General features: G+C 71.3%; 21 protein-coding genes. 10 read left to right on the top strand and 11 right to left on the bottom strand.

Annotated features, from left to right (window positions below; translation table 11 throughout):
- Positions 1–54: 54 nt before the first annotated feature.
- The 5 genes from IE140_RS00695 to mce all read right to left on the bottom strand — a co-directional run bounded on the left by IE140_RS00695 (position 55) and on the right by mce (position 7563).
- On the bottom strand, positions 55–834 hold the full coding sequence (locus IE140_RS00695; RefSeq protein ID WP_093442098.1) for an ABC transporter permease: 780 nt from the start codon (positions 832–834) through the stop codon (positions 55–57).
- A gap of 5 nt (positions 835–839) precedes the next feature.
- Positions 840–1835, bottom strand: a complete 996-nt coding sequence (locus IE140_RS00690) for an ABC transporter ATP-binding protein (protein ID WP_150196037.1) — start codon at positions 1833–1835, stop codon at positions 840–842.
- An 83-nt stretch (positions 1836–1918) separates the two neighbouring features.
- A complete protein-coding gene (locus IE140_RS00685) occupies positions 1919–2857 on the bottom strand; it encodes a coiled-coil domain-containing protein (RefSeq protein WP_006127615.1) in 939 nt (312 codons plus the stop codon).
- A gap of 183 nt (positions 2858–3040) precedes the next feature.
- A complete protein-coding gene (scy, locus tag IE140_RS00680) occupies positions 3041–6934 on the bottom strand; it encodes a polarized growth protein Scy (RefSeq protein WP_150196039.1) in 3894 nt (1297 codons plus the stop codon).
- A 200-nt stretch (positions 6935–7134) separates the two neighbouring features.
- A complete protein-coding gene (gene mce, locus IE140_RS00675) occupies positions 7135–7563 on the bottom strand; it encodes a methylmalonyl-CoA epimerase (RefSeq protein ID WP_010072158.1) in 429 nt (142 codons plus the stop codon).
- 175 nt (positions 7564–7738) lie between these two features.
- Between mce and IE140_RS00670 the strand changes: the two genes are divergently transcribed.
- Entirely contained in the window at positions 7739–8914 is a 1176-nt protein-coding gene (locus IE140_RS00670) for an acetyl-CoA C-acetyltransferase (protein ID WP_065488261.1), read from the top strand.
- A gap of 36 nt (positions 8915–8950) precedes the next feature.
- Entirely contained in the window at positions 8951–9919 is a 969-nt protein-coding gene (meaB, locus tag IE140_RS00665) for a methylmalonyl Co-A mutase-associated GTPase MeaB (protein ID WP_176734613.1), read from the top strand.
- A gap of 87 nt (positions 9920–10006) precedes the next feature.
- Here the strand turns inward: meaB and IE140_RS00660 are convergent, their stop codons facing one another.
- A complete protein-coding gene (locus IE140_RS00660) occupies positions 10007–10753 on the bottom strand; it encodes a PepSY domain-containing protein (protein WP_150196042.1) in 747 nt (248 codons plus the stop codon).
- Between the two features lie 118 nt (positions 10754–10871).
- Here IE140_RS00660 and IE140_RS00655 point away from each other — a divergent pair, with 118 nt between their 5' ends.
- Together IE140_RS00655 and IE140_RS00650 are read left to right on the top strand one after the other, a co-directional pair.
- Positions 10872–11534 carry a response regulator transcription factor gene (locus IE140_RS00655; protein WP_010072162.1) on the top strand — a complete coding sequence of 221 codons (663 nt, stop codon included), beginning with the start codon at positions 10872–10874 and terminating at the stop codon, positions 11532–11534.
- Positions 11531–12982, top strand: a complete 1452-nt coding sequence (locus IE140_RS00650) for a sensor histidine kinase (protein ID WP_150196044.1) — start codon at positions 11531–11533, stop codon at positions 12980–12982. The genes IE140_RS00655 and IE140_RS00650 overlap by 4 nt, the downstream gene beginning before the upstream one ends.
- Before the next feature lie 60 nt (positions 12983–13042).
- Here IE140_RS00650 and IE140_RS00645 read toward each other — a convergent pair whose 3' ends face one another.
- The 4 genes from IE140_RS00645 to IE140_RS00630 all read right to left on the bottom strand — a co-directional run bounded on the left by IE140_RS00645 (position 13043) and on the right by IE140_RS00630 (position 15676).
- Complete coding sequence (locus IE140_RS00645) at positions 13043–13519, bottom strand: MarR family winged helix-turn-helix transcriptional regulator (protein WP_032770414.1); 477 nt, start codon at positions 13517–13519, stop codon at positions 13043–13045.
- Positions 13520–13623: 104 nt separating this feature from the next.
- Positions 13624–14397: an AIM24 family protein gene (locus IE140_RS00640; RefSeq protein WP_150196046.1), complete on the bottom strand. Its 774-nt coding sequence runs from the start codon at positions 14395–14397 to the stop codon at positions 13624–13626.
- Positions 14394–15044: an AIM24 family protein gene (locus IE140_RS00635; protein ID WP_032779010.1), complete on the bottom strand. Its 651-nt coding sequence runs from the start codon at positions 15042–15044 to the stop codon at positions 14394–14396. Before IE140_RS00635 ends, IE140_RS00640 begins: the two co-directional genes overlap by 4 nt.
- A complete protein-coding gene (locus tag IE140_RS00630) occupies positions 15044–15676 on the bottom strand; it encodes an AIM24 family protein (protein ID WP_032770408.1) in 633 nt (210 codons plus the stop codon). Before IE140_RS00630 ends, IE140_RS00635 begins: the two co-directional genes overlap by 1 nt.
- A 243-nt stretch (positions 15677–15919) precedes the next feature.
- Between IE140_RS00630 and IE140_RS00625 the strand changes: the two genes are divergently transcribed.
- From IE140_RS00625 to IE140_RS00600, 6 genes are all read left to right on the top strand, one after another.
- Positions 15920–16270: a DUF3817 domain-containing protein gene (locus tag IE140_RS00625; protein ID WP_010060127.1), complete on the top strand. Its 351-nt coding sequence runs from the start codon at positions 15920–15922 to the stop codon at positions 16268–16270.
- Entirely contained in the window at positions 16267–16560 is a 294-nt protein-coding gene (locus IE140_RS00620) for an MTH1187 family thiamine-binding protein (protein ID WP_006127629.1), read from the top strand. The genes IE140_RS00625 and IE140_RS00620 overlap by 4 nt, the downstream gene beginning before the upstream one ends.
- Positions 16561–16744: 184 nt before the next feature.
- On the top strand, positions 16745–18559 hold the full coding sequence (locus IE140_RS00615) for a glycosyltransferase family 2 protein (protein ID WP_189459970.1): 1815 nt from the start codon (positions 16745–16747) through the stop codon (positions 18557–18559).
- 3 nt (positions 18560–18562) lie between these two features.
- Positions 18563–20518 carry a radical copper oxidase GlxA gene (gene glxA, locus IE140_RS00610; RefSeq protein WP_150196050.1) on the top strand — a complete coding sequence of 652 codons (1956 nt, stop codon included), beginning with the start codon at positions 18563–18565 and terminating at the stop codon, positions 20516–20518.
- Positions 20519–20597: 79 nt separating this feature from the next.
- Positions 20598–21155: a SigE family RNA polymerase sigma factor gene (locus tag IE140_RS00605; protein ID WP_150196052.1), complete on the top strand. Its 558-nt coding sequence runs from the start codon at positions 20598–20600 to the stop codon at positions 21153–21155.
- Positions 21152–22384: a hypothetical protein gene (locus IE140_RS00600; protein ID WP_150196054.1), complete on the top strand. Its 1233-nt coding sequence runs from the start codon at positions 21152–21154 to the stop codon at positions 22382–22384. Before IE140_RS00605 ends, IE140_RS00600 begins: the two co-directional genes overlap by 4 nt.
- Positions 22385–22417: 33 nt before the next feature.
- On the opposite strand, the gene IE140_RS00595 is transcribed toward IE140_RS00600, so the two are convergent.
- A complete protein-coding gene (locus tag IE140_RS00595) occupies positions 22418–23467 on the bottom strand; it encodes a glycoside hydrolase family 6 protein (protein ID WP_093440359.1) in 1050 nt (349 codons plus the stop codon).
- Positions 23468–23599 lie beyond the last annotated feature (132 nt).

The raw sequence follows: 23599 nt of genomic DNA, 5'->3' as shown, positions 1-23599 counted from the left end.
TACGGGGTCTGCGCGTCCCGCTGCCTCAGGACTACGCGTCCCGCTGCTTCAGGACTACGCGTCCCGGTTCTTCAGGACCAGGAAACCGCCGAGCACCGCCGCCAGCACCCAGAGCACCATGATCCCGAGCCCTCCCCAGGGGCCGTACGGGGCGGGATCGGTGTTCATCGCGTCCGGGACGACCTGCATGATCTTCGAACCGGCCTGGTCGGGGAAGTACCGGGCGACGCTCTTGGCCCCGGGCACCGCCGCGAGGATCTGCGAGACCAGGAAGAAGAACGGCATCAGGATGCCGAGCGACAGCATGGAACTGCGCAGCATCGCCGCCACGCCCATGGAGAAGATCGCGATCAGACCCATGTAGAGCCCGCCGCCGATGACCGCGCGCAGCACGTTCTCCGCGCCGATGTCGGTGCCCCGGTCGCCGAGCATGGCCTGGCCCAGGAAGAACGAGACGAAGCTGGTGAGCAGCCCGACGCCGAGGGCCAGCACACCGGCCACCGCGATCTTGCTGAAGAGGAAGGTCGCGCGCTGGGGCACCGCCGCCAGCGAGGTGCGGATCATGCCGGAGCTGTACTCCGTGCCGACCACGAGCACCCCGAACACCACCATCGCGAGCTGGCCGAGAACGGTCCCGGAGAAGCTGACGAAGGTCGGGTCGAACGTCGCCTGCTCGGCCTCGGAGAGGTCGTCGAACGTGGCGTTCAGCAGGGCGGCCAGTGCCGCGCCCATCACGACCGTGACGGCGAACGCCGAGATGAGGGTCCAGGTGGTCGAGGAGACCGACCGGATCTTGGTCCACTCCGAGGTGAGAACCGCGGGTACCGATGCCATCGTCGTCACTTGCCCTCGGTGTCGTTGCTGCCCGGCTTGTTGCAGTTCTCGCCCCAGCCCGCTCCCACCGCGGGCGGTTCGGCCGCCGGATCCCGGTCCGAATGGGCGTGGTACTCCACCGAGCCGGCGGTCATCTGCATGAACGCCTCCTCCAGCGAGGCCCGCTGGGAGCTCAGCTCGTGCAGCACCACCTGGTGCCGGGCCGCCAGCTCGCCCAGCTCCTCGGTGGTGGCGCCGTCGATCTCCAGGACGCCGCCCGCCGTCTCGACGGCGGTGAAGCCCTCCTGGTGCAGCACGTCACGCAGCCGTTCGAACTGCGGTGAGCGCAGCCGTGTGTAACTGCGGGAGTTCTCCTGGATGAAGTCCGCCATCGAGGTGTCGGCGAGCAGCTTGCCCTGGCCGATCACGATCAAATGGTCGGCGGTCAGCGCCATTTCGCTCATCAGGTGCGAGGAGACGAAGATCGTCCTGCCCTCCGCGGCGAGCGCCTTCATCAGATTGCGGATCCAGTGGATGCCCTCCGGGTCCAGTCCGTTGACCGGCTCGTCGAACATCAGGATCTCGGGGTCGCCCAGCAACGCGGAGGCGATACCGAGCCGCTGGCCCATGCCGAGGGAGAACCCCTTGGACTTCTTCTTCGCGACCGCGCTCAGTCCCACCATGTCGAGGACCTCGTCGACCCGGCCGCTCGGGATGCGGTTGCTCTGCGCCAGGCACAGCAGGTTGTTGTACGCGCTGCGGCCGCCGTGCATCGCCTTGGCGTCGAGGAGCGCCCCGATGTACTTCAGCGGTTCCTGGAGGTCGCGGTAGTGCTTGCCGTCGATGCGCACCGTACCGCTGGTGGGGTTGTCGAGATCGAGCATCATCCGCATCGTGGTGGACTTGCCCGCCCCGTTGGGGCCGAGGAAGCCGGTCACGATGCCCGGCCTGACCTGAAACGACAGATGATCGACGGCGACCTTGCTGCCGAATCGTTTGGTGAGTCCCTCGAGCTCGATCATGCGCACACGCTAGAACGCCAGAGCGCCCGGCGCCACCACAAAGGCGGAACCGGGCGCACACGGGGGTAGCGGTACTGCGGGGATCAGCGGCTCTGCTGGGCCGGGACACCGCGGGTGGCGGGCTCGTCCTCCACCGGGGTGCCGGCGGCGGCCACGGCGGCACCGGTCAGCGTCGCCAGCATCTCGCGGACGTTGGTCAGCTGCGCGTTGATCGAGTCGCGGCGGTTGGTGAGCGCAGCCAGCTCGCGCTCCGATTCGCTGCGGATCCGGTCGGCCTTGGCGTTGGCGTCGGCGACGATGTCCTCGGCCTGACGCTGGGCGGTCTCCACCGTCTGGCGGGCCCGGCGCTCGGCGTCCGTGCGGAGCTTCTCGGCCTCCAGGCGGAGCTGCTCGGCGCGGTGCTCGATCTCGGCGAGACGCTTCTCGGCCTTGGCCTGACGGGACGCGAGGTCGCGCTCCGACTGCTCGCGGCGCTTGGCCAGGTTGGTCTCGAAGTCGGCCGCGGCCTGGGCGGCCTTGGCGCGGGTCTCCTCGAAGAGGGCGTCGGCCTCCTCACGCTTCTGCTGGGCGTCCTTCTGCGCGTCGGAGCGCAGGGTGTTCGCCTCGCCCTGGGCCTTCTCGACGATGCGGACGCCCTCGTCCTCGGCCTTCGCCTTGCGCTCGGCGGCGAACGTCTCGGCGTCGTTGCGCACCTGCTGGGCGGCCGACTCGGCGAGCTCGCGGTGCTGCTCGGCCGCGCGACGGGCCTCCTCGCGCAGGTCCTTGGCCTCCTCCTCGGCGAGGCGGAGAATCTTCTCGACACGGGCGCCGAGACCGGCGTACGACGGCTCGGCGTCGTTTACCTGGGCCTGGGCGTTCTGCGTCTCGAGGTGCAGTTCCTCGATGCGCTTTTCCAGAGAGGTGATTCGGGCCAGGGCACTGTCACGGTCCGCGATGAGCTTGGCGATGCGGTCGTCCACCTGACCGCGGTCGTAGCCACGGCGCACGTGCTCGAAGCCGAAGGGGGAGGAAGGGTCACTCATGGGGTTCCTGTCGAATGAGACCGGTGAGGTGATAGAGGGAATCCTAGGGGCCATTGCGGCGTGTCAGCGTGAAGATGCCGGTTTGATCTGGAGAATGACACCCCTTTTGAGTGGCTGACCCCCGGAGTGCTTGCCACTCGAAGGCTTGAATGTCCATGACGAAGCGCGGCGCACCGTGGACGGTCACCGCTCGGACGACTTGCCCCCCGACCGTGTGCCCGCCGCCGCCGGAGCCTTGGCGCCTCCCGCGGAACCACCGGCCGGTTTCCCGCCCCCGCCCGGAGTCTCGAAACCTTCCAACGCTTCCAGCACGTCCTGGACACGGGAGATCTCCGCATTGATGTCCTCGCGCCTGCGCACCAGGACGTCCAGCTCGCGTTTGCCCTCGTCGACCGTCGCCTCGGCCTCTGCCTTCGCCTCGGCCCGCAGCTTCTCCGCCTCGCGGATCAGCTCGGCCTTCTTGGTCTCGGCCTCCTTCAGCAGCGACTCGGCCCGTTTCACCGCGGCGATACGGACCTTGCTCGCCTCCGAATTGGCCTCCGCCATCAGCTCCTTGGCCTTCGCCTCGGCCTCGTCGCGCTGCTCGGTCGCCGCCTTCATGAGGTTGTCGACGCGCTCCCCGGCGGTCTTCATCTGCTCGGACGTCTCCCGGCGGGCCCGCTCGTGCAGCTCCTCGATCTCGCTCTCCAGCCGGGCCCGCAGCTCCTCGGCCCGCTCCCGGATCTGCGTCGCGTCACGCCGGGCGCCGACCAGCAGCTCGTCCGCGTCGGCACGGGCGCGCTCCACCAGGGTGTTGCCCTCGACGGTCGCCTCCGAGGTGATCCGCTGGGCCTCCTTGCGGGCCGCACCGACCATCGTGTCGGACTGCGTCTCGGCCTCGGTGGCCGTACGCAGCGCCTCTTCCCGCGCCTTGTTGATGAGCTGGTCCGCCTGCTCGGCCGCGTCCGCCCGGCGCTTGGCCGCCGCCTCGCGCGCCTCGTCCAGCACCCGGTCCGCCTCCTGGCGGGCCGACGAGCGCAGCTCCTCCGCCGCCGACTCCGCCTCGTCGCGCAGCCGCTCGGCCTCCTCGTGGGCGCGGGCCGCGTGCTCCTGCGCGGAGCCCAGCCGCTCCGCCGCCTCGCCGCGCAGCCGCTCCGACTCGGCGGTCGCCTCGGCCAGCATCCGGTCCGCCTTCTCGGTGGACTCGCTCCGGCGCCGGTTGGCCTCCGTGGTGGCCTCGACAACGAGCTGCTCGGAGGACTGGGCGGCCTCGTTGCGGACGCGTTCGCTCTCGGTGGTCGCCTCGCCGATCAGCCGGTCCGCCTGGGCCGCGGCCTCGGAACGGATCCGGTTGGCGTCCTGACGGGCCTCGGCGCGGGCGCGCGAGGCGTCCTGCTCCGCCGACGCCAGCGCGTCGGACCCCTCGGTGCGCATCCGCTGGCTGTACTCGGAGGCGTCCGCGCGCAGCCGCTCCGACTCGGTGATCGCCTCGGAGACCGTCCGCTCGGCCAGCGCCTTCGCGGCCTCGGTCTCCTCGTGCGCCTCCTGCCGGAGCCGGCCCGACTCCTCGTTCGCCTCCCGGCGCAGCCGGACCGCGTCCTCCGAGGCCCGCTCCCGCTCCGCGTGCGCGTCGGCGCGGACCCGGTCCGCCTCCTCCTGCGCCTCGCTACGGGTGCGCTCCGCGGCGTGCTCCGCGGCGAGGCGCAGCCCGGTGATCTCCTCCTCGGCCTGCTCGTGCAGACCCGTGACGGAGTCCCGTACCTGCTGGGCGGTCTGCTCGGCCGCCGCGACCAGCTCGGTCGCCCGGGCGTCCGCCTCCTCGACCAGACGGCGCGCCTCGGCCTCCGCCTCCTCGACCCGCTTGCGGGCGGAGGCGAGCAGCTCCTCGCTCTGCTCGCGGGCCCGCTCACGCTCCTGCTCCGCCTCGGACCGGGCGGCACCGAGGGTCTCCTCGGCCTCCCGGCGGCGGCGGGTCGCCTCCTCCTGGGCGGCGGCCAGCGCCTCGGCGGCCTCGGTCCCGACCCGCTCGGCGGCGGCCGCGGCCTCCGCGCGCACCCGGTCGGCGGCCTCCTGCGCCTCGGACCTGAGCCGCTCCGCCTCGGCGGCCGCCTCGCTCCGCAGCCGTACGGCGACGTTCTCGCCCTCGGCCCGGGCCTCGGCGGCGTCCGCGGCGGCCTCGTCGCGCAGCCGCTCGGCCTCCGTCTCGGCCTGCTCGGTCAGCGCCCGCAGCCGCTCGGCGGCCTCCGCGCGCAGCCGCTCCGACTCCTCGTTCGTCTCGCGGCGGATCCTCTCGGCCTCGGTACGGGCCTCGCCCAGCGCCTCCTCGGCGGCCGTGAGCTTCGCCTCGGCCTCGGTGTGCAGCCGGGCCAGCTCGTCGGCGGCCTCGGCCTGCCGGGCGGCGACCCCGCGCTCGGTCTCCTCGCGCAGCTCGGCCGCCGCCGCCTCCGCGGCCGCCGTGACGGCCGCCGCCTGCTCCTCGGCCTCGGCCCGCAGTGCGTCGGCCTCGGTCCGGGTGCGCTCCAGCGTCTCCTCGGCCTGCTTGCGCAGCGTCGCGGCCCGCTCGGTGGCCTCGGTGCGGATGCGCTCGCTCTCGCCGTTCGCCTTGGCGCGCACCTCGTCCGCGTCGGAGCGGGCCTTGGTCAGCAGCTCCTCGGCGGTACGGGCGCCCTCCTCCAGCTGCTGGACCGCCTCACGACGGGCCTCGCCCCGGATCCGCTCGCCCTCGGCGACCGCCTCGGAGCGCAGCTGCTCGGCCTCGCCGCGCAGCCGGCGGGCCTCCTCCTGGAGCTCGACCGTCTTGGCCCGGTACTCCTTGGTGTCGTCCTTGGCCGCGCCCTTCAGCTCGTCGGCCTGCTCGGCCGCCTCGCCGCGCAGCCGGTCCGCCTCGGCCTCCGCCTCGCGGCGGATCCGCTCCGCCTCCTCGCTCGCCGCCTTCGTCGTCGACCGCGCGTCCTCGGAGGCCTTGGTGAGCACCTCCTCGGCGCTGCGGGCCGCCTTCGCCAGCTGGGCCGCGGCGTCCTCGGCCGCCGCCGTACCGGCCTTCTCGGTCGCCTCGGCGACCAGCCGCTCCGCCTCGGCACGGGCGTCGGCGAGGGCCTGCTCGGCCTCTTCCTTGAGGGTGTCGGCGCTCTTGGTGGCCTCCCCGACCAGCCGGGCGATCTCCGACTTGGCCGTACGGGTGCGCTGCTCGTTCTGCGACTCCGCGGCGGCCAGCTGCTTGGCGGCGGCCTCCTTCGCCTCGGAGAGGACCTTCTCGGCCTCCAGGCGGGATTCGCGCAGCCGGGTCTCCGCCTCCGCGAGACGCTGCTCGGCGGTGCGGTTCAGCTCGGCGGTCTGCTGGCGGGCCTGGTCGGTCTCCGCGGTCGTGCTGGAACGCAGCTGCTCCGCGTGGCTGGTGGCCTCCTGCGCCTGCGCGGAGGCGGCCCCGAGCATCCGCTCGGCGTCCTTGCGGGCGCGCAGCAGGATCGCTTCCGCTTCGGCCCGGGCGGTTTCGGCCTCCGAGCCGGTCCGGCGACGGGTCTCCTCCGCCAGCCGGGCGGCCTCGTCGCGGGCGGCGGCCAGCGCCTGCTCGGCCTCGGCGCGGGACTCCTCCAGCAGCCGGCGGGCCTGCGACTCGGTGCGGGCGCGCAGCTGTTCGGCCCAGGCGACGTTCTCGTTGACATGCGACTCGACGGTCTGACGGCGCTCCGCCAGCTCCTGGTCGAGCCGCTGCCTGCGCTGGACGGCCTCGGTGTGCAACTCGGCCTGGAGGCGCGCCTGGTGCTCGGCGTGCTCCTGGAGGATCCGCTGGGTCTGGGCGCGGGCCTCGCGCAGTTCGCGCTCGGCGTCACTGCGCATCTGCTCGGCCTGGACCTGCGCGTTCCGCAGCATCTGCTCGGCCTGGTAGCCGATGTCCGCGCTGTCGTAGGCGGGACGGGTTGCGAGATTGCGCCGGGCCTCGTGCAGCTTGGCACGCAAGACCTCGACCTGGTAACCGAGGTCCTCGGCGTGCTGGACGGCCTTCTCCCGGTCGGTCTTCAGCCGGTCCATCTCGGCTTCGAACCGCGAGAGATGGTCGTCTTCAGCTCGGTGGCTCTCCTGGCGTTCGTAGCCCCGCACTGCGCGGTCCCATCCTTCCCCGAGCTCTCAACTTCTGCGAGCAGGGGAGACCCCAACCCTGGTCGTGACTCTGCACACGGGGGGCTCGCCGACGAGCGGTCCCCCGGGGAATGGTGACAGACAAACGACGAGGACGCGGTACGGCCCCGACCCGGCCCCGGCCCGGAACCGCCCACTCTACCGGGCCGGGTATGCGGCGGTCAGTGGTCCGCCCGGCTCGTGACCAGTTCGGTGAGGACACCGTGGCAGTCCTTGGGGTGCAGGAACGTGATCCGGGACCCCATCGACCCCGTCCTGGGCTCGTCGTACAGCACCCGGACGCCCTTCTCGCGGATGTCCGCGGCGTCCCCGTCCACATCCTCCGTACCGAAGGCGATGTGGTGCACGCCTTCCCCGTTCTTCGCCAGCCACTTGCCCACGGCGGAGTCCTCGCGGGTGGGCTCCAGCAGCTGGAGATAGGAGGCCCCGCCGTCCGAGGTCTCGTTGATCCTGAGCATGGCCTCGCGGACCCCCTGCTCCTCGTTGACCTCGGAGTGGAACACCTCGAACCCGTACGTGGCACGGTAGAACTCGACCGTCTTGTCCAGGTCGAAACAGGCGATCCCGATGTGATCGATTCGCGTCAGCATGGATTCAGCATGGAGCCGCCGTCGCGCTCCCGCCATGGTTACGCAACGTGCGCGCCGTCACACCGGCAGCCGGATGACGGGCGCGGGAGCGCTCAGTACATTCAGGTAAACCCTCGTTCACATCCGATCCCAAGGGGCCGTGCCCATGCCAGCAACGACCGGTACCACCACCTCAGTGATCGTCGCGGGCGCCCGGACGCCCATGGGCCGTCTCCTCGGCTCCCTGAAGAGCTTCTCCGCGGCCGACCTCGGCGGCGTCGCGATCAAGGCCGCGCTGGACCGGGCCGGCATCGGCGGTGACCAGGTCCAGTACGTGATCATGGGCCAGGTGCTCCAGGCCGGCGCGGGCCAGATTCCCGCCCGGCAGGCCGCGATCAAGGCCGGCATCCCGATGAACGTGCCCGCGCTCACCGTCAACAAGGTGTGTCTGTCCGGGCTCGACGCCATCGCGCTGGCCGACCAGCTCATCCGCGCCGGGGAGTTCGACGTCGTGGTCGCGGGCGGCCAGGAGTCCATGACCAACGCCCCGCACCTGCTCCCCAAGTCCCGCGAGGGCTACAAGTACGGCGCGATCGAGATGCTGGACTCGATGGCGTACGACGGTCTCACCGACGCCTACGAGAACATCCCCATGGGCGAGTCCACCGAGAAGCACAACGGCCGCCTCGGACTGGACCGCGCTGCCCAGGACGAGATCGGCGCGCTGTCCCACCAGCGGGCCGCCGCCGCCCAGAAGAACGGCCTCTTCGAGGCGGAGATCACCCCGGTCGAGATTCCGCAGCGCAAGGGCGACCCGGTCCTCTTCTCGAAGGACGAGGGCATCCGCGCCGAGACGACCGTGGAGACCCTCGGCAAGCTGCGCCCCGCCTTCGCCAAGGACGGCACGATCACCGCCGGCACCTCCTCGCAGATCTCCGACGGCGCCGCCGCGGTCGTCGTGATGAGCAAGGCCAGGGCCGAGGAGCTGGGCCTCGACTGGATCGCCGAGATCGGCGCCCACGGAAACGTCGCGGGCCCCGACAACTCCCTCCAGTCGCAGCCCTCCAATGCCATCAAGCACGCGCTGAAGAAGGACGGCCTGACCGTCGACGACCTCGACCTGATCGAGATCAACGAGGCGTTCGCGGCCGTCGCCGTCCAGTCCATGAAGGACCTGGGCGTCACCTCGGACAAGGTCAACGTCAACGGCGGCGCGATCGCGCTCGGCCACCCCATCGGGATGTCCGGCGCCCGGGTCGTCCTGCACCTGGCCCTGGAGCTGAAGCGGCGCGGCGGCGGCACGGGCGCGGCGGCACTGTGCGGCGGCGGCGGCCAGGGCGACGCGTTGATCATCCGCGTCCCGGGCAAGTAACACCGTAACGACACGAGGCAAGGCGAGAACGGAGCGGTGAACGTGGACGTGGACGTCCCCACGCTGGTCGAGCAGGCGCGAGCAGGCAGGCCGCGTGCGGTGGCCCGGCTGATCTCGCTGGTGGAGGGGGCGTCCCCGCAGCTCCGTGAGGTGATGGCGGCACTGGCCCCGTTGGCGGGCCATGCGTACGTCGTCGGCCTCACGGGCTCGCCGGGCGTCGGCAAGTCCACCTCCACCTCGGCCCTGGTCTCCGCCTACCGCCGGGCGGGCAAGCGGGTCGGCGTGCTCGCCGTCGACCCCTCCTCGCCGTTCTCCGGCGGGGCGCTGCTGGGCGACCGGGTCCGGATGTCGGACCACGCGTCCGACCCGGGTGTCTACATCCGCTCGATGGCGACCCGGGGCCACCTCGGCGGTCTCGCCTGGGCCGCCCCGCAGGCCATCCGCGTCCTGGACGCGGCGGGCTGCGACGTGGTCCTCGTCGAGACGGTCGGCGTCGGCCAGTCCGAGGTGGAGATCGCCTCCCAGGCCGACACCTCCGTCGTGCTGCTCGCTCCGGGCATGGGCGACGGCATCCAGGCGGCGAAGGCCGGAATCCTGGAGATCGGCGATGTGTACGTGGTCAACAAGGCCGACCGCGACGGCGCCGACGCCACCGCCCGCGAGCTGAACCACATGCTGGGCCTGGGGGAGTCCCGGGGCCCCGGCGACTGGCGCCCCCCGATCGTGAAGACGGTCGCGGCCCGGGGCCAGGGCACCGACGAGGTCGTCGAGGCCCTGGAGAAGCACCGGGCCTGGATGGAGGAGCACGGCGTCCTGGCCGAACGCCGCACGGCCCGCGCCGCCCACGAGGTCGAGTCGATCGCGGTCACCGCGCTCCGCGAGAGGATCGCGGACCTGCGCGGCGACCGCCGGCTGCACGCCCTGGCGGAGCGGATCGTGGCGGGGAGCCTCGACCCGTACGCGGCGGCGGACGAACTGGTGGCGGGGCTGACGGAGGCCTCCTGAGCGCCTGAGCGCGCGCTGAAGGCCCCCTGAGCGGATGTGTGCCGCTCAGGGGGCCTTCTCGTGTACGGGGCCGGGTACGGGCTCCCGTCAGTCGTCGTCGCCGTCCCGGTCGTCCCGGTCGTCGTTCCGGTCGTCCCGGTCGTCGTCCCCGTCGTCGTCGCGGTCCACGGTGACCTTGCCCGTCTTGGCGTCCACGCGCAGTTCGTGCTGCTTGCCGTCCTTGCCCGCGATGTCGACGTCCCAGCGCAGGACCTCGCCCCGGCGGCCGTTGTCGTCGTCATCGTCATCGTCGTCCAGGTCGATGGACGTGATGGCGCCCGGCGCGGTCTTCAGGGCCGCTGCCGCCGCCTCGTTCAGGGTGACGGCCGAGGAGCGGGGCGCGTGGTCGTCGCGGTCGTCGTTGTCGTCGTCGCGAGTCTTCAGGACCTTGCCGTTGCCGGCGTCCACCGTGACGTCGTGCCACTTCTTGTCGGAGCCCCGGACGTCCAGCTCCCACACCGAGCGGCCGTCGTGGTCGTCGTCGTCCCGGTCCAGCTCGGCCTGGGTGACCGTGCCCGGGACGCTCTTCAGCGCGGCGGCGACGGCCTGGTCGAGGGAGATCCGGGCGCTCTTCGCGGCGGCCGGGGCCCGGTCGTCCGACCGGTCGTCGGAAGCGTCGTCCGTACGGTCGTCCCGGTCGTCACGGTCGTCGTCGGCGAGGCTCACGGAGCTCGCGGACCTGGTGGATGTACGGTCGCGGTCCCCGTCGCTGTCCGCGAAGGCGACGGTGGCTGCGGTGGTGCCGCCGATCAGAACGGCCGCGGTGATCGCTGCGATGGTGACGTTGCGCTTCATGAGGTTCTCCCCGAGAGCTGCTGTGCTGGCTGACGGGTTCCACACTGCCGACCCGATGCTGAACGCAGCCTGAAGCCACCTGAAGGCTTCTTCAGGTGGAGTTTGCGAGGCTGTGCGCATGCGCCTGTTGATCGTGGAGGACGAGAAGCGTCTCGCGGTGTCCCTGGCCAGGGGACTTACCGCCGAGGGCTTCGCCGTGGATGTCGTGCACGACGGCCTGGAGGGGCTGCACCGGGCGAGCGAGGGCGGCTACGACCTGGTGATCCTCGACATCATGCTGCCCGGCATGAACGGCTACCGCGTCTGCTCGAACCTGCGCGCCGCCGGACACGAGGTGCCGATCCTCATGCTGACGGCCAAGGACGGCGAGTACGACGAGGCCGAGGGCCTGGACACCGGTGCCGACGACTATCTGACCAAGCCCTTCAGCTACGTCGTCCTCGTCGCCCGCGTCCGCGCCCTGCTGCGCCGGCGCGGGGCCGGAACGGCCGCGCCCGTCCTGACCGTCGGCCCCCTGCGCATCGACACCGCCGCCCGCCGGGTCATCCGAGGTGAGGACGAAATCGCCCTCACCGCCAAGGAGTTCGCCGTGCTGGAGCAACTCGCCCTGCGCGCCGGGCAGGTGGTCAGCAAGGCGGAGATCCTGGAGCACGTCTGGGACTTCGCCTACGACGGCGACCCGAACATCGTCGAGGTCTACATCTCCACCCTGCGCCGCAAGCTGGGCGCCGCCACCATCCGCACCGTACGCGGCGCCGGCTACCGGCTGGAGGCGAAGTGAGGTCCGTCCGGGCCAGGGCCGCCCTCGGAGCCACCCTGGTCGTCGCCGTCGCCCTGATCGGGGCCGGTCTCGCCGTGCTCCTGGTCCTGCGGGCCAACCTGATCGACCAGGCGGACCTCCAGGCCGAGGTGGCGGCCCGCGAGGTGGCCGGGGCGCTGGCCACCGGCACGCCGTACGAGGACGTGGAGCTGGACGACGACGAGGACCACCCGGTCCAGGTGACCGACGAGGAGGGCCGGGTCGTCCTCGTCTCCAAGGACCTGCGGGCCGTCACCGGCACCGGTGCGACGGGCGTCACCCCCGTGCCCTCGGCCTCGGCCGGGGCCACCCCGGCACCCGACGACGATGACGACGGCGACGACGACGATCAGGACGACGACCGCAGCCGCCCGGGCCGGAGCGAGGTCTCCTCGGACGACCCGGACTTCTCCGACGGCACCGCCACCGTCGACCGCACCACCGCCGACTACCGCTTCGCCGCGGTCGAGGCGACCACCCCCGACGGCGTCACCCTCACCGTGTACGCGGGCGCTCCGCTCGCCGCCGAGCAGGAGGCCGTCAACACCGTGCGCGGGGCCATGCTCACCGGGCTTCCGGTGCTGCTGGTCGTCGTCGCCGGGGTGACCTGGCTGGTGACCCGGCGGGCACTGCGGCCCGTCGAGGGCATCCGCCAGGAGATGGCGGCCATCACCGCGTCCGAGGACCTGGCCCGCCGGGTGCCGGAGCCCGATTCGCGGGACGAGATTGCGGCCCTGGCCCGGACGACGAACGAGACGCTCACCGTCCTGGAGGCGTCCGTGGAACGGCAGCGGCGGTTCGTCGCGGACGCCTCGCACGAGCTGCGTTCCCCGATCGCCTCGCTCCGTACCCAGCTGGAGGTGGCCGAGGCCCACCCGGAGCTGCTGGACCTCCCGGGCGCGGTCGCCGACACCGTACGGCTCCAGGTGCTGGCGGCGGATCTGCTGCTGCTGGCCCGGCTGGACGCGGGGGAGAAGCCCGGGAGCGGGACGGTGGAGCTGGGCGCGCTGGTCCGCGAGGAGGTGTCGCAGCGCACCCGGGACCGGATCGCGGTGGCGGTGGAGGTCCCGGAGGGCGGTGCGTTCGAGGTGAACGGGTCGCGCGGGCAGCTGTCCCGGGTGATCGGCAATCTGCTGGACAACGCCCAGCGGCATGCCGAAAGCAGCGTCGCGGTGTCGGTGGTGGCCGACGGACGCGGTGTGCGGGTCGAGGTCCGGGACGACGGGGCGGGCGTACCCGAGGACGAGCGGGAGCGGATCTTCGAACGGTTCGTCCGGCTCGACGACGCCCGCAGCCGGGACGACGGCGGCGCCGGCCTGGGCCTCGCCATCGCCCGGGACGTCGCGGCCCGCCACGGCGGGACGCTGACGGTGCACCGGGCGGACGAGGGCGGTGCGGCCTTCCGGCTGTGGCTGCCGCGCCCGGCCTGATCAGCGGGGCGCGGCCCTGGTCGCCACGGCTTGCCGCGCCCCGCCCGAGCGGCCTCGCCGCTACAGCTTGCCGCGCTTGCCGCGCAGGTGTTCCGCGATCGGGGTCAGCGCGGCGTGCAGTTCGCTCAGCGCCTCGGGGGACAGCAGGTCGATGAAGTGCTGCCGCACCGAGTCGACGTGGTGCGGGGCGACCTTCCGCATGGTCTCCGCGCCGTGCTCGGTGAGGACCGCGAACAGTCCGCGCCGGTCCGATTCGCAGTGCGTACGCCGCACCAGACCGGCGGTCTCCATGCGGGTGATCTGGTGCGAGAGCCTGCTCTTGGACTGGAGCGTGGCGGCGGCGAGGTCGCTCATCCGCATCCGCTGGTCGTCCGACTCGGAGAGGTTGACCAGGATCTCGTAGTCGTTCATGGTCAGGCCGAACGGCTGGAGGTCCTTCTCCAGCTGGTGCATCAGCAGCCTGCTGACGTCCAGGTGGGTGCGCCAGGCGCACTGCTCCGCGTCGCTCAGCCAACGGGTGGCCGTCTCGGTCTCCATATATGGATTCTACCTAAGAAGTTGAAAGCCGGACGAAATCGGCGAGGTCTGGGGAGTGTGACAATCGGCGCAGACGTTCGATGTCACACTCCGCAGACTACCGCTCACAAACCGAAGCGACGCTGGAGGTCCCCCAGCTGGCCGGGCATGCGCGGGGTGGAGCCGTGTTGACCTCCACCGCCCGGCCCGCCCGGAACACCCGGCTCGTTCGGTACGAGGCCCGTCGCCTGCTCGGCCATCAGCGCCTCGCTCGACTGCATCAGCACCGTGCCGGCCCCGACGAACTCGAACTGGTGCTCCTCGCCCGACGTCCCGCCGATCCCCGTCAGTGACCGGATTCCGCCCATCACGCCCGTCATGTACCCGTGGTCGTAGTGATGGCACGGGGAGGGGCAGTCGGCCCACCCCACCAGCGCCTGCGGGTCCACCCGCAGCGGCGGCTCCATGAAGACCACCGGACCGTTGGACGCGGCCACGAACTTGCCCGTGCCGATCAGCGTCACGAACCCCGGCACGATCGACTGCTTCAGCGCGAGCGAGGGCTCGTACGCCAGCAGGTTCCCGGACCGGATGGTCAGGTTCCCGTCGTCCAGGTCGAAGGAGTTCACGTCGAAGGCCCGGTCGGCCAGCAGCATCTTCCCGCTGCCCTCCGCCACCACCCAGTCGCTCGCGTGCAGCGGCGAATGGAAGCTCGTGCGCACCAGCCGCTCGAACCGGCCGTGCCCGATGCCGTCGAAGCTGATCTGCCCGTAGTAGGCGATCATCTTGCCCTTCTGCAGGAACCACCGGCTCCCCTTGAGCTCCACGCAGAAGGTGTAGGAGTTGACGTTGTCGTCCGACGGCAGCGTCATCGGATCGAGGACCACGGGCGTGTTCACAGCTTCTCCTCCGATGCCTGGACGTACACCGCACCGCTCCCGCTCAGCTCCAGCTGGAACGCCTCGCCGGAGCCCCGCCCGACCATGTCCCGCCAGCCGACCGCCGTGGACAGCTTGTTGCGGACGTCCCCGTGGTGGGCGACGTAGGCCTGCGGGTCCACATGGACGTCCCGGCCCGGGGTGATCGGCAGTTCGATCACCCCGCCGTGCGCCATCACCGCGACCGCGCCGTGCCCCTTGAGCGTGGTGGTGAACAGGCCCTGGCCGGTCACCTGGCCGCGCACCATGCCCATCACCCCGCCCTGCGAGCCCATGAACATCGTGCCCTGCTGGAGCGTCCCGTCGAAGGCGAGGAGCCGGTCCGCCTCCACGTACAGGGTGTCGCCGGACAGGTTGATCACCTGGATGTGGTGGCCGCCGTGGCCGAACATCACCGTGCCCGACCCCTCGACCGTCATCAGCGGCGTCGCCTCGCCCGCCACCCGGCGGCCGATCATCGACGCGAAGCCGCCCTGGCCGCCCTGGATGTTCGGGGTGAAGGACACCTCGCCCCGGTACGCCAGCATCGCGCCGCGCTGGCTGAACAGCTTCTGGCCCGGCGCGAGCGTGGCCTCGACCATCTTGGAGTTGATCTCACGGAACGGCATCAGACATCGCCCCCGACGGTGTTGCGCTCGCTGGGCTGGACGTAGACGAGCCCGTCGCCCTCGAAGCGGATCTGGAACGCCTCGCCGGAGCCCTCGCCCATCAGCGTCCGGAAGTTCACACCCGACTGGAAGCTCTGCTGGAGCCGGCCCTGATGGGCGATGTACGCGCCGGGGTCGACCATCAGCGGATACTGCGGCGACACCCGCAGCAGCACCGCCGTCCCGTCCGACACGATCGCCGCCTGCCCGGTGCCCTCCACCGTCGTGGTGAACAGCCCGTTGCCGCTCGCGCCGCCGCGCAGCCCGGTGAACGTGGTGCCCGTGCGCAGCCCGGCGTCGGTGGCCAGCAGATTGCTCGCCTCCACGTACAGCTTGTCGCCGTGCAGGGAGACCAGGTTGATCTCGCTCGCCCGGTCGGCGAAGTAGCAGGTGCCCTGCCCGGACACCTCCATCACGGTCATCTGCTCACCGGTCAGCCGGCGGGTCACCATGCCGCGCAGGCCCTCGCCGCCGCCGGACATCTTCTTGAAGGTCATCCGGCCGTCGTACGCGACCATCGAACCGTTCTTCGCCTTGACGGAATCGCCGGCCAGATCGACGGCGAGCGTCTTGCTGCCTTGGAGTCGGAACATCGCCACGCCCCGAAGGTAGCCCGCCGCCCCGCCCCCGTACCAGGTCCCACGGAACCGTTACGCCCCTGATGCGCACCCGGACCGGCCCTGATATGCGGTGATAAGGGCGACCGTGCCCCACAGCCGCCCCCGGCTCCGGGGGCGTACCGGCGCGATGCCACAATGGGGGCGGCTTGTGCCCGCGTTCACAAGCCCGTACGGCCCTTCCCGCCCACACGACCCCCTCCCACCGAAGGTGCCCTCGTGGACATCAAGACCGCTTCCGCCCTGCATCGGCTGCGCCTCATCTCGCTTCCCGAGGCGCTCTCCTTCCCGGCGCTCCTCATTTTCGGTTCGCTGCTCATGCGCGTCTCGGACATCGACTTCCTGATGCCGCCCCTCGGCATGATCCACGGCATCCTCTTCACGATCTACGTCGTGTTCCTGCTGGACGTCTGGGTCAAGGCCAAGTGGCCGCTCAAGCGTGTGGCGCTGTTCTTCCTCCTCGCCGTCATCCCCTTCGGCGGTCTCTACGGCGACAAGCTGCTGAAGAAGTACGAGGCCGACGGCGTCATCGCCGCCCGCGCCCGCCGCGAGGGCACGGTCAGCGCATGATCGTCGCGTTCTCGGTCTCGCCGCTCGGCGTCGGCGAGGACGTCGGGGAGTACGTCGCCGACGCCGTACGGGTCGTGCGGGAATCCGGGCTCCCCAACCGCACCGACGCGATGTTCACCTCCATCGAGGGCGAGTGGGACGAGGTCATGGACGTCGTCAAGCGCGCCGTGGCCGCCGTCGAGGCCCGCGCCGGCCGCGTCTCCCTGGTACTGAAGGCCGACATCCGGCCCGGTGTCACCGACGGTCTGACCTCGAAGGTCGAGACCGTGGAGCGGTATCTCAACCCCTGACGGACCGTCCGCGCGCGGACGCCCCGCCAGGCATCCGCGTTCACCCGAAAAGCCCCCGGCGCCACACGGCCGGGGGCTTTTCCGGTCCCGGACCGAAAACCCCTCACTCGGACCTGCCAGGTCGACACGCCGTTAGCCGTCCCCTTCTGTGGGGATATCAACCCGTTCGACAGTGGGAGGCACGGTGCGGTCGGGCTACGACTACGACACCTACAGCCGGCTCGCGGGTCCGCTCACGGAGCCGGAACCGACGGGGTACCGGGTGCGGTACAAGAGCCTGCTCTCGACGGAGAAGCACCGAATAAGAGCGGTCCTGCTGATGACGCTCGCCCCCGTGCTCACCGGCATCCTCCTGCTGTACCTGGTCTGGCCCACGCACTGGACCGAGCGGGAGAACGGGGAACGCTGGCTGGTCGTCGCCGACACCGTGATGCTGGTGTCGATCGCCCTGATCGAGCTGTTCATGCTGGTCAACGTGGTCTCCATCGCGCACGCCACGCTCGTCGCGCGGGACCCGGTCCCGGTGACGCCCGAGCCCGGCACCCGGGTCGCCTTCCTCACCACGTACGTCCCCGGCAAGGAACCGCTCTCCATGGTCCGCGCCACCCTCAAGGGCGCCGTACAGCTCGAACACCCCGGTCCGCTGGACGTCTGGCTGCTCGACGAGGGCGACGACCCCGGCGCCCGGATGCTCTGCGCGGAGCTCGGCGTCCACCACTTCACCCGGCGCGGGGTCCCCGAGTGGAACCGCGACAAGGGCGTCCACAAGGCGAAGACCAAGCACGGCAACTACAACGCCTGGATCGCCCTGCACGGCGGCGACTACGACTTCTTCGCCTCCGTCGACACCGACCACGTGCCCATGCCCAACTTCCTGGAGCGGATGATGGGCTACTTCCGCGACCCGGACGTCGCCTTCGTCGTCGGGCCGCAGGTCTACGGGAACTACGACTCGGCCGTCACCAAGGCCGCCGAGTCGCAGCAGTTCCTCTTCCACGCCCTGATCCAGCGCGCGGGCAACCGCTACGGCGCCCCGATGTTCGTCGGCACCAACAACGTCGTGCGCATCGCCGCGCTCCGGCAGGTCGGCGGCCTGTACGACTCGATCACCGAGGACATGGCCACCGGCTTCGAGATCCACCGCCGCCGCAACCCGCGCACCGGGCACTACTGGCGTTCCGTCTACACCCCCGACGTGCTCGCCGTGGGCGAGGGCCCCGCCTCCTGGACGGACTTCTTCACCCAGCAGCTGCGCTGGTCCCGGGGAACGTACGAGACGCTGTTCAAGCAGTACGGCAAGGCGCTCTTCCGGGTGCCCCCCGGGCGGCTCCTCAGCTACACGCTGATGCTCGTCTACTACCCGATGACCGCCGTGAACTGGCTGCTCGGCATCCTCAGCTGTGTGTTGTTCCTCTGGTTCGGCGCGTCCGGCACCCAGGTCGCCGCCTCCATCTGGCTGATGCTCTACAGCGACGCCGCCGCCCTCCAGATCGGGCTGTACCTCTGGAACCGCCGCCACAACGTCTCGCCGCACGAGCCCGAGGGCTCCGGCGGCCTCGCCGGCATGGCCATGTCCGCGCTCTCCGCGCCGATCTACCTGAAGTCGCTCGGCTCGGCCGTGCTGCGCACCGACGGCCGCTTCGTCGTCACACCCAAGGGCGGCCAGGCCTCCCCGGACCGGCTGCTCACCTTCCGCATCCACCTCTTCTGGGCCGCGGTCCTGCTGTCCTCGCTCGCCGCGTCCGTGTACCTCGACCACACCCATGTCGCGATGCGCACCTGGGCGACGCTGGGCCTCGCGATATCCCTCTCCCCGGTCGTCGTCTGGGCCTGGACCGTCCGGCAGGACAAGCGCGCCGAGGCCGCGCGCGCCGTCCCCGTCCCGGCGCCCCCGCCTCCCGAACCGGCGTACGTCACCACGACGACGACCCCCGCCCCCCAGGCGACCACCACGGCGAGCGCCGGCACCACCGCCACCACCACCGCAGGAGGGAACTGAGCCATGGCCTACCGGCCCTCGAAGAAAATGAGGAAGACACTCCTGGGCGGCGGCGCTGTGGTGCTGCTCGCCGGGCTGAACGCCCCTGCCGCGCTCTCCTTCGCCGAGGACCGGTACCACGCGTACAAGATCGACCAGCCGGAGTACAAGGCGGAGTACGGCTCCTGGGAGCGGGTGAACATCCCGAAGGAGTACCGCACCAACGCGATCCACGCGGCGCTCCTGCACACCGGGAAGGTCCTGATCGTCGCGGGCTCCGGCAACGACGAGGCCCACTTCGACGAGGGCACGTTCGACACCGTGCTGTGGGATCCGGCCGAGAACACCTTCCAGAAGATCCCCACCCCGGAGGACTTCTTCTGCGGCGGCCACGCCCAGCTCCCCGACGGCCGCCTCCTGATCGCGGGCGGTACCGCCCGCTACGAGGTGCTCGACGACAAGGTGAAGCGGGCCGGCGGCGGGATGCGGGTCAAGAACGAGAACCCGGACAAGCCGCTGAAGCTCAAGAAGGGCACGGTCTTCCGCTCGCCGTCGGGCGTCGAGTACCGGGCCAAGTTCGACGTCACCGTGCCCAAGGCGAAGCGCGAGTTCGAGGTCGACTACTTCGAGAGCGGCCAGATGAAACCGTGGAAGACCAAGGTGACCGCCGCCGAGCAGCGGGTCTTCGTCGAAGCGGTCGAAGAGGGGCCGGACGCGGTGACGACGGACGCCGCCCAGTACGAGATCGTCGGGCTGAAGGGCAAGGAGGCCGACAACTCCTACGGCCTCGCCGAGAAGATCACCATGGACAAGCAGGACTTCCAGGGGATCCGCGCCGCCTACGAGTTCGACCCGACGGCGGAGAAGTACATCAAGGTCGACCCCATGAAGGAGGCCCGCTGGTATCCGACGCTCGTCGGCCTGGAGGACGGCCGGGTGCTCTCCGTCTCCGGCCTCGACGACGTCGGCGCGATCCTCCCGGGTGACAACGAGATCTACGACCCGAAGACCAAGAAGTGGTCCGAGGGACCCTTCCAGTACTTCCCGACCTATCCGGCGCTCTTCCTCACGAAGGGCGGCAAGCTCTTCTATCCGGGCGCCAACGCCGGATACGGTCCGGCGGACAAGGGGCGCGAGCCCGGGATCTGGGACATCAAGAAGAACACCTTCACCAAGGTCCCCGGCCTCACCGACACCGACCAGCTGGAGACGGCGGCCTCGCTGATGCTGCCGCCCGTGCAGGACCAGAAGGTGATGGTGCTGGGTGGCGGCGGGGTCGGCGAGTCCAAGAAGTCCACGGCCCGCACGGCCGTCATCGACCTCAAGGAGGCCAGCCCGGCCTTCAAGCCCGGCCCCGACCTGCCGCAGGGCACCCGCTACCTCAACAGCGTGATCATGCCCGACGACACCGTCTTCACCAGCGGGGGGTCCGAGGACTACCGGGGGCGCAGCGCCAGCAACATCCTCAAGGCACAGACGTACGACCCGAAGACCAACACCTTCAAGGAAGCAGCCGAGCCGACCGTGGGCCGCAACTACCACTCCGAGGCGCTGCTGCTGCCCGACGGACGGGTGGCGACGTTCGGTTCCGACTCCCTGTACGACGACAAGGACAACACCAAGCTCGGCAAGTTCGAGCAGCGCATGGAGGTCTACACCCCGCCCGCCCTGCACCGCGGCAAGGACAGGCGGCCGGTGATCGGGAACGGCCCCGAGAACGCCGAGCGCGGCGCGACGGTGACGTACGAGAGCGCCGACGCCGACCGGATCGCCACCGCCCGGCTGATGCGCCCGAGCGCCGTCACCCACACCACCGACGTGGAGCAGCGCTCCATCGAGCTGGGGCTGAAGAAGGCCGGCGGCAAGCTCAGCGTGACCGTGCCGGACGACCCCACCCTGGTGCCGCCCGGCTGGTACATGCTCTTCGTCACGGACACCGACGGCATCCCGTCCGAAGCGAAATGGGTCAAGGTCGCCTGAGGAGGCATAGCGGGGAGCACCCGCGCGCGTCAGTACGGTCAGGGAGGGCAGGGGGCCCGCCCGGGAAGAGAAGGTGACCGTGGACGCGGCAGGCCAGGAGAGCTTCCGTGAATTCGTGAGCAACCGTTCGGCGCCGTTGCTGAAGACGGCCGTCCTGCTCAGTGGCGGGGACCGCCACGCGGGCGAGGACCTGTTGCAGAACGCGCTGATCAAGGCCGCCGGGCGATGGGGGCGGATCGATGAACCCGAGGCGTACGTACGCCAGATCCTCTACCGGCAGCAGGTCAGTCGCTGGCGGCTGAAGGGCCGCAGACGGGAGCTGACGGTCGCCGAACCGCCCGACCGGGGCAGCGGCACGGACGGCGCGGGCGCCACCGAGCTGCGGCTCGTGATGCGCGAGGCCCTGTCCCGGCTCACCGCCCGGCAGCGCACCGTCCTCGTGCTGCGCTTCTTCGAGGACCTTCCCGAGGCCGACGTGGCCCGCCTCCTCGGCTGTTCGGTGGGCACCGTGCGGTCCACCACCCACCGCTCCCTGGCCCGGCTGCGCGCCCACGCGCCCGAACTCACCGCCCTCGGCGGGCCCGGCGCGGAGCAGCCGCCGTCCCGCAATCTCGCTGCCGTGGAGGTACGACCGTGAACGTCGAGGAACTCGTCCGTGACTCCCTGCGCGAGCAGGCCTCCGGCATCGCGCCCCCGCGCTCCGGCTTCGCCGACCGGATCCTCGCCGCACGGCGGCGTCGCCGGGCCCGCACCCTCGCCGCGGCCGCGGGCACCACGGCCCTCGTCGTCGCGGCCGTCGGCGTACCCACACTGCTCGACGCGGGCCCGGACGACGGCCGGGGGCAGGGCGTCCACGTGGTCGGCGGCGAGGTCTCCGACCGGGGCGTCCAGAGCCATGTCGACCAGTCCCCGCCGCGCGACAGGATCGCCGTCGGCGGCCAGGTACTCGCCGCGTACTACACCTCCGAGAAGGTCCGTCAGCCCAACCGCGACGAGATCGTCGAGCGGACCTACTCGGTGCTGAACCAGGAGACCGGCCGCTACGAGGCCGACGACCGCTGGTCCTTCCTCGCCGTCGCGCCCGGCATGCGGACCGCCGCCGTCCTGGAACGTGAACTGCCCGCCCCCCGCATCGGGCTGCTCGACCTCCGTACCGGCGAGGTGACCCGCTGGATCCCACTGGCCCAGGGCGTCGGCGGCCTCTTCTTCTCGCCCGACGGCAGCAAGCTGGTGGCCACCACGTACGACAAGAACCCGGACCGCGCCTACTGGTCCCACAAGGTTCAGGTGAACGACGACCTGGAGCCTCAGCGGGTGCCCTGCCGCACGGGGTTCGCCGTGGTCGACGTGGCGACGGGGGACTCGGACTGGCACGCCCTGCCCGCGTTCACCGACGCGGGCCGGAGCTTCGGCTCCGGCGAGAACCTGCGCTTCAACACCGACGGCACCCTGCTGTACGAGCCCATCAACGTGAACCCGGGCGTCGTCTACCGCGACTTCGCCGGCAAGAAGGTGCCCGTACCGGCGAAGGAGGCCCATGTGGACCTCATGTTCGCGCCCGCCGGTCTCTCCCCGGACGGCAAGCTCGTCGCCGGGCCCTTCGCGGGCGGGCTGAAGACCACCGCCACCCAGGTCCTCGACCCCCGGACGGGCGAGCGCGTCGCCAAGCTGCGCGGCCAGGAGCTCCTGGCCTGGGTCGACAACGAACGGCTGATCGCCTGGGACATCGCCCCGGGCGGCGGGGAGTACGAGAACCGGCTGGTCCTCGTCGGCGTCGGCAGCAAGAAGACGATCTCCCTCAGCGGCGCCCGCACGCCCAAGGACCACTCGTCCAAGCGCTGGGAGCCGATCTTCGCCCGGAGCTGAGAGCGCGTCGCGCGTCGTCCGGGGATACAGGACTCAGGTGGCGGCGCGCCGGGCGAGGCCGAGGGCGTACTCCGGCCACCAGTCGCCGGCCGGCGGGCCGCCCCGGCAGGTGCCGTCGGAGTCGCCCGGCCGCTTGATCCACAGATAGGCGTCGAGCCGCTCGTCGCCGGTGTCGGTGGTCGGGGGCGTGCCGAGCCCCCGGCCCGGCGGATTGCACCAGGCTTCCTCACGGCCCCCGGACAGGGGGCCCTTGCCGTTGCGGCTGGTGTCGATGACGAAGTGCGAGCCGCCCACCGCGTCGGAGAGCTGTCCCGCGTACGTCTTCACGCTGTCGTTCGACTGGAAGTTGGAGACGTTCAGCGAGAAGCCGTCGGCCCGCTCGACACCCGCCTGCCGCAGCGGCTGCGCCATCTTGGCCGGTTCGTCGATCCAGTCCGGGTTGCCCGCGTCCAGGTAGACCTTGGTGTTCGGGAGGGCCTTGAGGGTGTCCACCGCCTCGGAGAGGAGCTGGTAGCGCTCGGCGTGGTGCTCGGGCGGGGTGCAGCCGTCCGTGATGTGGGGGAGGGCGTCCGGCTCCAGGACCACGGTCGCGGGCGCGTCCCCGACGGCGCCCGCGAACTCCCCGATCCAGGAACGGTAGGCGTCCGCGTCCTTCGCTCCGCCCGCGGAGTACAGCCCGCAGTCGCGGTGCGGGATGTTGTACGCCACGAGCACCACGGTCTTCTTCGTCCGGGCGGCGGACCGCACGGCGGACCGGATCCCCGGGGCCGGGTCGTCCCACGCGGGCCAGTCGGCCACCGGCCGCTCGGAGATCCGCCGCAGCATCTTCGCCTCCGCGTCGCGCCCCTCCTTCTCCCAGGCGCGCACCTGGCGGGCCGCGTCGCTGTCCGGGTCGACCCAGAACGGGGAGGCCGCACTCGGGGCGGGTTCGCCCCGGACGGGTCCGTCCCCCTCCTCGGCGGCCCCGGTGACGCGCGGCTGCGGCGTCGAGCACCCCGCGGTGAGGGCGGTCGCCAGGGCGAGGGCGGCCAGGACGTGGACGGTACGGGGGAGAGCGCGCGGGACGATGCTGCGGCCGGACATCCAGACCCCTCGGGCGGCGATGACTCACGGACACGGGGAAACAGGGGCAATCGTGACATATTGGTTACAGGGAGTGGTGGTGCGACACCGTCCGTGACGCGTCTTCAGGCACTCGGACGGGATCCGTGGCGC

It is taken from the genome of Streptomyces parvus (genome assembly GCF_014648875.1).
GTDB classification, from domain to species: Bacteria; Actinomycetota; Actinomycetes; order Streptomycetales; family Streptomycetaceae; genus Streptomyces; species Streptomyces parvus.
This window is presented reverse-complemented; position numbering and strand designations above follow the sequence as displayed.

Coding starts and splice junctions, on each gene's coding strand:
- IE140_RS00695 (WP_093442098.1), bottom strand. CDS start 834: ATGGCATCGGTACCCGCGGTTCTCACCTCGGAGTGGACCAAGATCCGG.
- IE140_RS00690 (WP_150196037.1), bottom strand. CDS start 1,835: ATGATCGAGCTCGAGGGACTCACCAAACGATTCGGCAGCAAGGTCGCC.
- IE140_RS00685 (WP_006127615.1), bottom strand. CDS start 2,857: ATGAGTGACCCTTCCTCCCCCTTCGGCTTCGAGCACGTGCGCCGTGGC.
- mce (WP_010072158.1), bottom strand. CDS start 7,563: ATGCTGACGCGAATCGATCACATCGGGATCGCCTGTTTCGACCTGGAC.
- IE140_RS00660 (WP_150196042.1), bottom strand. CDS start 10,753: ATGAAGCGCAACGTCACCATCGCAGCGATCACCGCGGCCGTTCTGATC.
- IE140_RS00655 (WP_010072162.1), top strand. CDS start 10,872: ATGCGCCTGTTGATCGTGGAGGACGAGAAGCGTCTCGCGGTGTCCCTG.
- IE140_RS00645 (WP_032770414.1), bottom strand. CDS start 13,519: ATGGAGACCGAGACGGCCACCCGTTGGCTGAGCGACGCGGAGCAGTGC.
- IE140_RS00635 (WP_032779010.1), bottom strand. CDS start 15,044: ATGCCGTTCCGTGAGATCAACTCCAAGATGGTCGAGGCCACGCTCGCG.
- IE140_RS00630 (WP_032770408.1), bottom strand. CDS start 15,676: ATGTTCCGACTCCAAGGCAGCAAGACGCTCGCCGTCGATCTGGCCGGC.
- IE140_RS00620 (WP_006127629.1), top strand. CDS start 16,267: ATGATCGTCGCGTTCTCGGTCTCGCCGCTCGGCGTCGGCGAGGACGTC.
- glxA (WP_150196050.1), top strand. CDS start 18,563: ATGGCCTACCGGCCCTCGAAGAAAATGAGGAAGACACTCCTGGGCGGC.
- IE140_RS00595 (WP_093440359.1), bottom strand. CDS start 23,467: ATGTCCGGCCGCAGCATCGTCCCGCGCGCTCTCCCCCGTACCGTCCAC.